General features: G+C 47.2%; 9 protein-coding genes. 3 read left to right on the plus strand and 6 right to left on the minus strand.

Annotated elements, in window-relative coordinates; translation table 11 throughout:
• Positions 1-290: 290 nt before the first annotated feature.
• A complete protein-coding gene (locus HQ865_RS08420; protein WP_173414471.1) occupies positions 291-1,904 on the plus strand; it encodes an ArnT family glycosyltransferase in 1,614 nt (537 codons plus the stop codon).
• Positions 1,905-2,071: 167 nt separating this feature from the next.
• On the opposite strand, the gene HQ865_RS08425 is transcribed toward HQ865_RS08420, so the two are convergent.
• Positions 2,072-3,331, minus strand: a complete 1,260-nt coding sequence (locus HQ865_RS08425; RefSeq protein WP_173414472.1) for an RNA polymerase sigma factor — start codon at positions 3,329-3,331, stop codon at positions 2,072-2,074.
• On the minus strand, positions 3,328-3,669 hold the full coding sequence (locus HQ865_RS08430; RefSeq protein WP_173414473.1) for a YciI family protein: 342 nt from the start codon (positions 3,667-3,669) through the stop codon (positions 3,328-3,330). The genes HQ865_RS08425 and HQ865_RS08430 overlap by 4 nt, the downstream gene beginning before the upstream one ends.
• A 391-nt stretch (positions 3,670-4,060) precedes the next feature.
• On the opposite strand from HQ865_RS08430, the gene HQ865_RS08435 reads away from it, so the two are divergent.
• Together HQ865_RS08435 and HQ865_RS08440 are read left to right on the plus strand one after the other, a co-directional pair.
• Positions 4,061-5,251 carry an alginate lyase family protein gene (locus HQ865_RS08435; protein ID WP_173414474.1) on the plus strand — a complete coding sequence of 397 codons (1,191 nt, stop codon included), beginning with the start codon at positions 4,061-4,063 and terminating at the stop codon, positions 5,249-5,251.
• 12 nt (positions 5,252-5,263) lie between these two features.
• The gene (locus HQ865_RS08440; protein WP_173414475.1) at positions 5,264-6,802 is read left to right on the plus strand and encodes a hypothetical protein; all 1,539 of its coding nucleotides are present in this window, start codon (positions 5,264-5,266) and stop codon (positions 6,800-6,802) included.
• A 75-nt stretch (positions 6,803-6,877) separates the two neighbouring features.
• Here HQ865_RS08440 and HQ865_RS08445 read toward each other — a convergent pair whose 3' ends face one another.
• The 4 genes from HQ865_RS08445 to HQ865_RS08460 are packed head-to-tail and all read right to left on the minus strand — an operon-like array spanning position 6,878 to position 12,225.
• Complete coding sequence (locus HQ865_RS08445; RefSeq protein WP_173414476.1) at positions 6,878-7,501, minus strand: tetratricopeptide repeat protein; 624 nt, start codon at positions 7,499-7,501, stop codon at positions 6,878-6,880.
• Complete coding sequence (locus HQ865_RS08450; protein WP_173414477.1) at positions 7,489-8,691, minus strand: hypothetical protein; 1,203 nt, start codon at positions 8,689-8,691, stop codon at positions 7,489-7,491. Before HQ865_RS08450 ends, HQ865_RS08445 begins: the two co-directional genes overlap by 13 nt.
• Positions 8,667-10,838, minus strand: coding sequence for an urea transporter (locus tag HQ865_RS08455; protein ID WP_173414478.1), 2,172 nt, complete (start codon positions 10,836-10,838; stop codon positions 8,667-8,669). Before HQ865_RS08455 ends, HQ865_RS08450 begins: the two co-directional genes overlap by 25 nt.
• Before the next feature lie 25 nt (positions 10,839-10,863).
• Positions 10,864-12,225: a type III PLP-dependent enzyme domain-containing protein gene (locus HQ865_RS08460; RefSeq protein WP_173414479.1), complete on the minus strand. Its 1,362-nt coding sequence runs from the start codon at positions 12,223-12,225 to the stop codon at positions 10,864-10,866.
• Positions 12,226-12,240: the final 15 nt, after the last annotated feature.

A 12,240-nucleotide genomic window follows, 5' to 3' on the forward strand; every position in this document is an offset into this window, starting at 1 on the left:
GATAATCAATTAATTGAATTTTTTAGATGCTTGATTTTGGTCAAATTCATGTTAACCCAATAAAAAAGTCTAATAAACGTGTGCGGAAGCCTGATATGGCGTATAAATTGCGGCTTCAATACGTCAAATTGCGAAGCATAATGCAACGACAAATAGTTTATATATCGTAAGTCTAAATTGTTCTTAACTGATCTCTATCTCCATAGCATCACTTTTTAAAACTAATCCCCTTCAACTAATTCCTAATCACTAATTTTGCAGCTTCAGTAAAAACTTTACAGTTTTAATAAATGAAGAAAATAACCGAGAGCAACGCGGCTGCAAATACCCTTATACTTATTGTTGTTACCTTTTTAATAAGGCTGTGGATAGCCGCGTATACCGGTTTAGGCATCGGCGAATCGTACTACTTTCGTGGCGCGCTCGATCTGAACCTGAGCTACTTCGATCAGCCGCCTTTGTTTTTTTGGCTGAGCGGTATTACCGTAAAACTTTTCGGTATCAATAATTTAGGGCTGCGCTTCCCTGCGGTATTGCTGTTTGCAGGTACCAGTTGGATGTTGTTCCTGATCACCCGCAAATTTTTTAACGCATGTGCCGGCTTTTGGGCCGTGGTAATAATGAACCTGAGCGCGGTATTTACGGTGGCTATCGCCTGCTGGTTTCAGCCCGATGCGCCGCTGATGTTCTTTTGGCTGGCATCGGCCTATGTAATGATCCGGATCATGTTCGATCCGCAGAACGGACAACCTGGCGCACGTTATCATACCGCTAAAATATATGGCTTATGGTTGCTGGTTGGTGTGCTGATGGGTTTGGCTACGCTGAGTAAATATCACGTGATATTTTTATTTGCAGGCGTATTTGTGTTTGTAGGCACCAACAAAGATCAACGGCACTGGTTGCTGCACCCCGGGCCTTACCTGGCTATTATAATAGCCTTTGTACTGGCCTTACCGGTATTGCTGTGGAATTATCAAAACAATTGGGCCTCCTTTGTTTTCCAGGGGTCCCGGGCGGGCGGGGTTTCATTACATCCCGAGTGGTTTTTACGCAGTATTGGTGGCCAGGCCTTATGGTTATTGCCATGGGTATGGTGGCCATTGATGGTACAGTTGTTTCAATCGTACAAATTGCGCAAGCAGGAGGTTTATAGCTTTAATTTTTGGATAGCCATTTTACCGGTGGTGTTTTTTACGGTGGTAACCTTGTGGGCCGATCTGCAATACCATTTCCACTGGCAGGCGCCGGGCTATATGATGCTGTTTATCCCACTTGGATATGCTATTGATAAAAAGCTGAACGGCCCGCATAAGGAGGGCAGGGCAACCCGTCGCTGGTTAAGATTTTCGGTATGTTTTACAGTGATCACCATTGGCGTGCTGAGTTTGCACATGGTTACCGGCTTTTGGCAATGGTATGGCCCTAAATGGATAGTGAAAGCAGCGCACGGCGATAATATCGATCCCACCATTCAAGGCGTAGACTACGATGATATTAAAGGTCGGTTTGAAAAAGAAGGCTGGCTGAACAACCCCAACGTATTTACCGGCGCTGCCCGCTGGTGGCTAACCGGTAAGGTAGACTGGGCGCTGAAAGGGCAAAAACCGGTGATCTGCTTTAGTGATGACCCCCGCAACCTGGCTTTTTTGGTTGATCCGAATACCCTTATTGGTAAAGATTGCGTGATTATAGGGCAGGAACACGAAGAAAGCGTTAACAGGGATGTAAAGCCATTTTTTGATGAAGTAAAGCAGCTGCCCGATGTGGCGGTTATGCGCAGCGGCCGGGATGAGTTGCACCTGCAGGTTTATTATTGTAAGAATTTCCACCTGCCCGCTACCCCAAGGAATGATTTGCCACTGTATCACCAGTTGACGGGTAGGCCGCCGTTTGGGAAGTGACCTTTCCAATCCTTCGCCAAGGGGAAGGTCCTAAAAAGAGTTGTCGTTGCGAGCGATAGCGTGACAATCCGATAGGACAAGCAACAATGATCTGCCCATGTGATTGCCGCGTCGCCCCAATTCACAAGGCTTGCGCCGCTCCTCGCAATCACATACTTTTATTAATTCTAATTCAACACCGCCGCCAGTTTCTCTTGCAATATCTTCTTCTCCGCGGCAGCGCGTGTCAGGCTTATAGCCCCTTCCAAACTTATCCTCGCCGAAGCAAAATCATGCAAGCGGATATAAATTTCGCCAAGGATGGCATGATATAAGTAGAATTTTTCTGTACCGGGAATATCCTGCAGCGCAGTTAAAGCGGCCTGCGGCCCGTCTACCTGCATAAGGGCTACGGCCCGGTTAATGGCTGTAAAAGGCGAGGGGGCAATGCGGCAAAGCCAGTCGTAATAGCCAAGTATCCGTTTCCAGTTGGTGGTGTCGAAACTGTTGGCTGTGCAATGTTCAAATGCTATTGCCGCTTCCAGGTGGTATGGACTAACGGTATCGCCAAAAGCGGCCTGGTTCATCAGGTGGTTGCCCTGGGTTATCAGGCGGCCGTCCCAACGGGTGCGGTCTTGCCTGCTCAGTAAAATAATTTCTCCCTCCGTACTTAAACGGCTTTCGCTACGCGAGGCGTGGAAACACATCAGCGCCATCAGCGCGTAAGTCTCAGGTTGCTGGGTGTTTTTGTTTTGGATGAGTAACTGGCAAAGCAGCATGGCTTCGTCCATCAGATCCTTACGGATGAGATATTCTGATTGTGTAGAGTTATAACCCTCGTTAAACAGCAGGTAAATAGCGTTCAGTACTACGTCCGTCCGTTTTTTTAATTCGTTTACCGATGGGATACCGAGTTTGATCTTTTCGCTGCGGAAAAACTCCTTGGTGCGATACAATCTTTTGGAAACGGTGTCTTCGGGGATGAGAAACGCTTTGGCTATCTCGATGGTGCTAAAACCGCAAAGCGTTTTCAGTATCAGCGTGATTTGGTTTTCCTTTGGGATTTTGGGATGGCAGCAGGCAAACATCATGCGCAGCATATCATCTTCAAGCAGTTCCTGCTTCCACATTCCAGTGATATCGGGCAGGGCCTGATCGTGGGTTTCACTAAAATCATCCGGATCGGTATTCAGCGAATGCCGGTTATGCCGCAACTTATCTATGGCTTTGTTTTTGGCCACCTTATACAGCCAGGCGGTAGGATTGGAGGGGATTCCTTTATCGGGCCAGCTGTTAAAGGCCAGCAGCAGGGTATCCTGCACCACATCCTCGGCCATTTGCAGGTTTTCGGTACCGAACAGCCGCGTTAAAACAGCAACCATCTTCCCCGCCTCGCGGCGAAAAAGATGGTCGGCCAGTTGAGTGATATGCGGGTTGCGTTCACTCATCTCATTTTAGCGATCTCCTGCACCTCGGTACTGCCATCATATTCAAAAATAGGGCAGCCTTTGGCAATCTCGATAGCCTGTTGCAGGTCGTTTGCTTTAATGGCAATAAAGCCGGCCACAATTTCCTTACCCTCGGCATAAGGGCCGTCAGTCAGTTGTTTTTCTGGGCCACTTAAAACAGCGCCTTGCTGGGTTAGGCGTTCGCCGCTCAGGTAAGTGCCATCGGCTTTCAGGCCATCCATCCAGGTCATCCATTTCATCATCGATTGCTGTAGCAACTCGGGCGAAGCAGTAGTGAAATCTAAACCGCCGCGGAATAATAACATGTACTCTTTCATTTTTTGTGTTTTTTTAAAGTGAATATTTGATTATCACCCCAATGACGGACGGTGGTAATGGATTTGGACAATTATTTTCAAATTTTTTATTCGCCTGATGTTAGGGGCAATTTAACCACAAAGGGCGCAAAGTTTTTGCACAAAGGTCACAAAGATATACAGCTTCGTTTTTGAGTTAAAATCATAAGTACGCAAGGCTTTGTGGGCTTTGTGTTCCTATCTTTGTGTTCTTTGTGGTTAAATCATCATCATGCCTACCTGCTATTAAAACTATCAAAAAATAGCTAATCCCGCATCATACCATGTTAAAAACAAGTATTGCAAAGCAAACAGCTTCTGTTACATTTGAATTATGCGGCTAACCAATGGCCGATAAACCAAATCTGCATTTATGAAAGCTAAACTGATAATAGCATTGCTATGCCTGCTGTTTTTACAACAAACCTACGCGCAACTGCCCGAGGTATTTTTGCTAAGCCCTAAACATATGGCCGATAAAAAAGCGGCCTATAAAAAAGGCGATAGCAAGGTGGTAAGCGATGTGACCGCCGTTGTTAAAAGCGCGGATGAATTTCTGACTGCCAAACCAGCCTCGGTAATGGAAAAGGCGCTTACCCCGCCAAGTGGCAGCAAGCACGATTATATGAGCATGGCCCCCTACTTTTGGCCCGATCCGGCAAAGGCGGATGGCTTACCTTATATCCGCAAAGACGGACAACGCAACCCCGAAATTAAAAAGATCGTCGATCACGAGTTACTGAGCAACCTGGATAACAAGTGTAAATACCTGTCGCTGGCCTATTATTTTACCGGCGATGAGAAGTATGCCGCCAAAGTCAACGAGTTGCTGAAAGTATGGTTTCTTGATGCGGAAACTAAAATGAACCCCAACCTTAACTACGCGCAGGCGGTACGCGGTGTAAACGATGGTAGGGGGATAGGTATCATCGAAACCCGTTCGCTGGCCAATATAGCCGATTGGATGGGTTTGCTGGCCGGTTCCAAATCGTTCACCAAACAAAACCTTGCGGCAATAAAAGATTGGTATAAACAATATCTTACGTGGATGACCACCAGTAAAAACGGCAAGGACGAGCATAATGCCAAAAACAACCACGGTACGCATTATGATACCCAGGTGGTAAGCTTTGCCTTGTTTACCGGGAATACAGCAATGGCCAAACAGGTTTTGGAAGATAGCAGAAAGCGCATCGCCACACAAATTGAACCAGATGGTGAACAAAAACTGGAATTGGAACGCACCAACGCACTGGGCTACAGCAGCATGAATTTAGATGGCTGGATCAATATGTCGGAACTGGGTGACCGGGCCGGTGTAAACCTTTGGGATTATACCACTGCCGATGGCCGGGGCATCCGCAAAGCGCTGGATTGGCTGTTACCTTATGCCTTAGATCAGAAACCGTTCACCTACCAGCAGATCACGCCTTACAGCAAGGATGAATTGTACCATGTGCTGCTGTTATCGGCGCAAAAGTATCACGAGCCTGCTTATAGCAAAGCCGCGGAGAGCATGCGCAAAAAGGATAAGTTTTATTTAGAAGACCTGTTATATAATTAATACCCCTACATAATGAACCGGAGAATTTTAGCCGGCTGCCTTCTGTTAGTTGCAGGCACCATTAAGAATCACGCGCATGCCCAAGCCAAAAGCCAATGGGTTTACCAGGGCGATAACGCTAAACTGAACTACAAAACCCTGCCGCAAGGCGACAGGATAATGGATTTCTCGTACGCTGGCTATATGGGCGGCGGCGTAACGCTTCCATCACCTGAAGTGAAAATTACATTAGATGCGATGAACGGCGATAATGCGGATGCCATCCAGTCGGCCATTGAAAAGGTATCGAAGATGCCACTGGTAAATGGCTTCCGCGGAACTGTATTGTTAAATAAGGGTACGTATGATTGCAGTAAACCCATCAGTATTAATGCCAGCGGCGTGGTGCTGCGTGGCAGCGGGGCGGACGATAAGGGTACCATCATCAATATGACAGGCAATCCACACGTATGCCTCACGGTGAAAAACAGGCCTGTGGTTAAAAATATTGGCAAGGCTGTTTCGGTGGCAGATGCCTATGTGCCTGCCGGGACCAATACATTTACATTGAGCAGCACATCGGGACTATCTGTTGGCGATACCATATCCATCACCAAGCCCGTAGCGCCCGATTGGGTGGCTTTTATGGGTATGGACCAGTTAACCCGCGATGGCAAGAAGCAAACCTGGATGACCGGCGAGATCAGCGCCGAACGGGTAATAACAGCCATTGCGGGTAATAAAGTAACGGTTGATGTGCCCTTTAATGATAATTACGATGCCAAATATTTAGGTGCAGGCAGTGTATCGGTGAGCAAGATCAGTACTACGGGGATGCTGTCGCAAATTGGTTTTGAGCACATGCGCATCGTCTCGCCCGATCAAACCGGAACGATAGACGAGAAGCACCACTCCGGCGTAAACCTAAGCGGGATGGTTGATGGCTGGGTGAAAGATATCGACATTTATAATACAGTGAACAGCTTCGGTATTACCGGCAGCCGCATTACGGTGCTGCGGGTAAACATCATCCATAACCTGGCCACCACGGGCGCTGCCAAACCAGCCGATTTTAATGGCAGCGGCGCGCAATTGTTATACGACCACTGCACCATCACCGGTAACAATGTTTTCTTTTTTGCCACCGGAGCCAAGGTGAACGGGCCAATAGTAATGCTGAACTGTACTTTTAAAGGTAACGGCTGGATACAACCCCACCAGCGCTGGGCCACAGGTTTGCTGATTGACAATTGCCAGGTGCCCGATGGTGGCATCGATTTTATGAACCGCGGGGCAATGGGATCGGGCCATGGCTGGGCTATTGGCTGGGCCGTAGCCTGGAACTGCAAGGCCAAATCGTACCTAAACCAGCAGCCACCCGGTGCCGCCAACTGGGTGATAGGCAGCAGTGGCGAGCAGCAAAAGCGCGATGTGCCATTTATAAAAGGATCGGGCATGGTACCCGAAGGTATATATGATTCGTACCGGAAGCCTGTTACACCGCAAAGCCTTTATCTTTCGCAATTAAAAGAGCGTAAGGGCGAACAAGCGGTTAAGAATGTGGGGTATTGAGGTTAGAGATTAAAGATTAGAGATTAGTCAAATGTAGTAAAGAAGCCTAATCTCTAATCACTAATTAACTAATCTCTATTTAGCTTTCCCCAACCCATCCGTGCACGACGCGTCATCCGGTTTTATCATTAAACCACGCTCGAAACAGGCACGGGCCTCGGCTTTTTTACCCGAGAAGAGGTAGCTCCAGCCCAGCATTTGGTTGCCATCGTAATCGAATGGGTAAAGCGTTACTACTTTGGTGAAATATTTAATGGCGTTATCATATTGCTTGCGGTTATAGCTGATAATGCCTGTCCAGTAATTGGCCTGGGTGTTTTGCGGGTCTATTTTTAAAATAGCGCTATACTGATCTAATACCTTATCCCAGCTTTCCAGCATCGACAGGGGTTTTACGTAACCAAAACGGGCTTCAATAGCGCCGGGCTTCAGGTTAATGGCCTTCAGGTAGTAGCTTTGCGATGAGGTGTAATTTTTATTGAGGAAATGCAGCCAGCCCAGGCGCAGGTTCACCTCATAATTGTTATCGGCATAGTAGGGCATCATATCGTTTATAGCTGCCGAATAAGCTTTTTTGGCCTCGTTGCTGTAGCTGTTATGAAATGCTTTTTCCATTGCCGCTGCGCTGCCCTGCGCGTACATACTTGTGCCGATGAGCAATAATGCTGCTGCGCAAAACAGCTTCTTTAAAATTTCCATGTAAATCCTCCGGTTATTGAATTTTGGTTAAAGTTTTTGTTTAAGTAGTAATCCTGTTTTTGTTCGAAAGCATAATTGATATATAAAACGGCATGCTGCCCCAGTTGAAAGAAACCGGTAAGGCCCGCCTTTAGTTTGGTAACATCAATAGCGTTGTACACATACAACGCATCGGCATCAAGGTAATTATCCATGGTGCCAAAAGTGCCATTAGCTTCCAGCCAGAATGGCTTAGCCGCCTTAAAGCCAAGTGTTTGGCTAAAGATAGTTTGCTGCATATCGCCGCTTTGTACCGATACCCGGCTGATGGTGTACAGGTTCAAATTCCCCATAGGATAAAAGCTGAGTTGCCCGTTATACTGCTGCACATTGTTATTGCTGATGGTCGCCACATTCGCGTCGGCCTGTAGGGTAACGTAGGGCAGGGAATACTTTAACCCGATCAACCCGATGTGATTTTGAAAACTGCTGGTGCCAAAGCTTGTATTGAGGTAATGGTAAGCACCCAAAACATTAAGGTTGCTGTTGACAGCAAAGCCCAGTTTGCCATAATACTCAAATTGCGTATCGGTAAAGGTAGCGCTGTTAGGGCTGGCTATGGCCGGCGCGCCTGCAGCCGCAGGTATAGCTACTAATGCGGTAATAGACTGGTTATAATATGCCACCGATTGATCCAAAGTTAGCTTCCAGCCCAGTCGGTTGCTTAAAAACGCGCGTGTATAGTTACCCGTACCGCGCAGGTTATTTTGCGGCAGCTTTACACTGCTTTCTAAACCTGCCTGTACCAAGCCAAATTGTGTGACTTGTTCCCGGTTCATGGTAACCGTATCAACAAACGATGCATGGTACGATGCCGCGTTGGTATTGCCCAGATACCTGCTGCACAGATAGCTGTAGTACCGCGCCATTTGGTTGTGCGAATCGTCCTTTAGTACCTCGGCATATTGGGTGAGGGCACCGCTATAGTTTTGGCCCATAAAATTGGCGTAGGCCATGCGCAGGCGCAACACGGGATAATCAACCCCGGCAGCGATGGCCTTATTGCCGTAATCTACCAGTCCGGTCCAATTGCGGGCGTTATAATATACCAGCGATGTGCTGTCGGCTTGCTGAAAGCTGATGCTTTGCGCCCGTGCTGCTATCGTGCACAGCGCCAGCAGCACAATTAAAATATATGTTCTGTTTGCCATTGTGCGGTTATGGTTGTTTCGTTTAAATTAATTGTGAACGATTTGATCGCATTATCTGCTACCTGCACAGACGCGCTCATTACTTCTTTTTTGTTATTCAACAGTTGCTTGTACCCGGTAGATGTGATGGTTAATTGCTGTTGTTGATACGCGCTTTTGCTTTGATAGGTACGTTTAATGAACTGGTAAAAAGGCGCCACCAGGTCATGCAACCAGATGCCCGGCGAAAGATTTCGAAGTTGAAGCGGATAAACATCGGTAGCCACCACAGCATTATCGGCCGTGAATACTACCTTATAAGCCGCTAAATAGAAGTAATAAAGCAGCGAGGTATCATCGCCATAAAAGCTGGTGAAGTAAAAAGCTGTGCCGTTATTTACAAAATAAACTGTAGCGCCGGTTTCCTTACTGGTAATGTATGATTGATTGTAGGCATCGGTAAATACCTCCACCGTTTCGGTTTTGCCGTTGCCGCCCGATAGTTTGGCGTTATAGCCCGGCTGCCAGGTAAAGGCCTGTTTTAGCTGGGCGTTCATATCTACCGGTTGCAATTGCATGCCTTCGGCGGGTATTTCAAAGCTGTGCAGCTGTTCGCTGTTGCCATTGTTGCTGGTGTAATAGGCGAAGGGATATGCCAAAGTTTTAGAGCCGATATAAGGCGTAACCTGCATCTGAAAATGCAGATGCGGTTCAGGAGAGCGGCCGGAATTGCCGCACAGTCCCAATAAGTCGCCCTGCTTTACATAATCACCAATTTTTACTTTAACCGAATGCTGCTTCAGGTGCGATACCTTACTGTATAACCCGGTAAGGTGTTTAATAACCACCGTATTGCCCCAGTTTTGCTGTGTGTTTACTACTCCTATTTCATTATCCTCAATATGGTTCACCACATCTTCCACCACGCCGTCGGCACAGGCCAAAACAGGTTTGTTGAAGCAGTAAAAATGTTCGGGTCGGGTGCCGGTATCGCGATAGGTATTGTTATCCTCGTCGGTAATTACAAAATCCAAAGCCTTGCCCCATTCCTCTTTATGGGTGATGCCGCCGTCATATCCCTGCGATACCGTCCATGTGCCGATAAATGGCAGGCTAAGGCGCAGGTATTTCAAATCCTGCAAGCGTTCCTGCCCGTTAAGGAATTGATAAAGATTGATCTCGGGCGAGTAATGTTGTATCGGTGTTAGCTGTAGCTTGCCGGGGTTGGTGCGCAACATAAAGAAATACAGCAGCGCGATGGTAAGCAAACAGAACGGCAGCGAGAAGATAGGCAGGTTATGCACACCCAAGATCCGCGTCAGCGCGTTCACCAGCAGGAAAGCTACCGGTACGGTAATGATAGCCCAAATGTAGGAACGTACCGATGGGATCAGGAAAAAACCACCGATAGCCACCGATACCATCATAAAGTTGGCCCCCAAATGATAATGGCTGATGCCATCAGGATAAACACCTGTAATGCTGTTAAATAAGCACGATGTAATAAAGCCCAGGATCAATAAACTAAAGCCTATTCTTGAATGGATAAAGAGGCCGATACTCATCACAATACCTGCCACAATACTGTTCTGAAAAAAGATGGAACTTAATGAGCGGAAAAACAGATCGGGGTATTTACCAAAGCAAAGCTTATCAAGGTTTGATAAAAATTGAACAATATAGGCGCTGCGCCCGGTGTACAATTCCGTAAGCATGTAGCTTTCCTTTTGTTCAAGCCCCATGCCTGCGTAACCATTAGCCGCAACTAACACTGCCCAAAAAGTAAGCACAAAGGGAATGGATAGCACCGGCAAGCCATATTTACCCAGCCAGGCGGTGAGTACAACGGTTAAGGTAAGTACCAGCAGGCAGGCCGCTATCAGCCACAGTAAAAACGCCGTGTTAAAATGGTAGAACGTACCGAATCCGATCCCCAGCAATAGCGCGTTAAAACTGTATAGCCCGCTTTGTATGCTATCGCGGTGGTAGCCCATCAGGCTGGCCAGTACAATGGTGGCGCAGGTGCAGAGCAAGCCTGTTAACCCTGCGGCCGGGTTAAAAAAGGAGACCAGTAACAGCAGCACCGCCAATATCCTGTTCTGCGAAAAAAAAAGGATGGCGTAGCTGTTTAGTACCGATTTTGTATAATATATGATATTCTTATTCAATTGATTAAGTGTATCTATGTAAATTTTAAACCAGTTTAAATTGTTGCAGGTGGGCGGGTACCTGCTCCATTAATTCTATGTATTCCAGGTTCTCGGCACGGCGTATCTGGTGCACGTTCTGTTGCTCGTCTATCAGCACCACCGATGGGCGCATGCTGATAAACTGCATCCACTGCGTCATGTTATAGGCGCCAACTTTATGCACCACTACATGGTCGCCGGGGTTCATCAGCGGCAAGTTAACGCTGTCGCGCACTACGTCAATGTTCATACATAAAGGGCCGTATAGAACCATGTCTTCGGTATGCTGGTTAAAATCCTGCGCAGGGCTTATCTTATGCTCGTACCAAAAGGATGTGAACAGGGTGTTTACCCCAAAATTCATAATGGTGGCACGGCGGCCATCGCTCAGACGTTTGTTCGCAATTACACTGCCCAGCAGGTAACCGGCATCATCTATCAGCACGCGACCACTTTCCAGTATCAGTAGGGGCAGTTCTTCCTGTTTAAAGCCGTAGCCTAAAATCACGGTGGTAATGGCCTCGGCAAAATCATCAACTGATGGTACGGTATCCACGCCTGGTAAGTAAGCGCCTTTTAAAGTATTTGTTGACGGGAAGCCGCCGCCCAGATCGAGGTATTGAATAGGGGTATACAGCAAATTTTTGCATCGCATGGCCAGTTCGCACAGCTTGCTGGCCGCAATAGCATAAGCCGATGTAGACAGCATAAATGTACCGATATGGCAATGCAGGCCAACCAGCTGCATTTTACCCGAGCCAACAATTTTTGATATGGCGTTCCAGGCCTGCCCGTTCTCGTAGTTAAAGCCGAAGCGGTCCCACAGTGGGTAAACACCGGTATCCAGGTTAATGCGGATAGCTACACGGGGCTTTTTATTCAGTTCTTCACAAATCTCTATCAGGTTATATAATTCATCGAAGTGATCGATATGGATCAGCGAATCGTTCTCTATCGCCAGTATCAATTCCTCGCGCTTTTTATCAGGGCCGTTGAAAATGATATGGTTACCCGCTACGCCATTCCCTAAGGCCTTGTGGTATTCAAAGCCCGACACTACCTCGGCCCAGCTGCCTTCCTGGTGAAAGATATTGCAAACAGCGTTAAGGTAATTGGTTTTATAACTCCATGCAAACTGCACCTTTGGGTAACGTGTTTTGAACGAACGCGCGGCCGACTGATAATTGCGGCGGATCTGCTTTTCTGACAATACGAACAGGGGAGAGCCGTACTCAGCTATCAATTGAGTTACCGGCACGCCGTCAATATGCTTTACTGGCTGAAACTCGGTGCGAGTACCGAATTTATTCATCAAACCGGCATTCATTTTTTTGATGACCGGGCGTTCGTACTTTAATTTTTTCATCTTTTTTAAGCTGAA

This window comes from Mucilaginibacter mali, from assembly GCF_013283875.1.
GTDB lineage: Bacteria > Bacteroidota > Bacteroidia > Sphingobacteriales > Sphingobacteriaceae > Mucilaginibacter > Mucilaginibacter mali.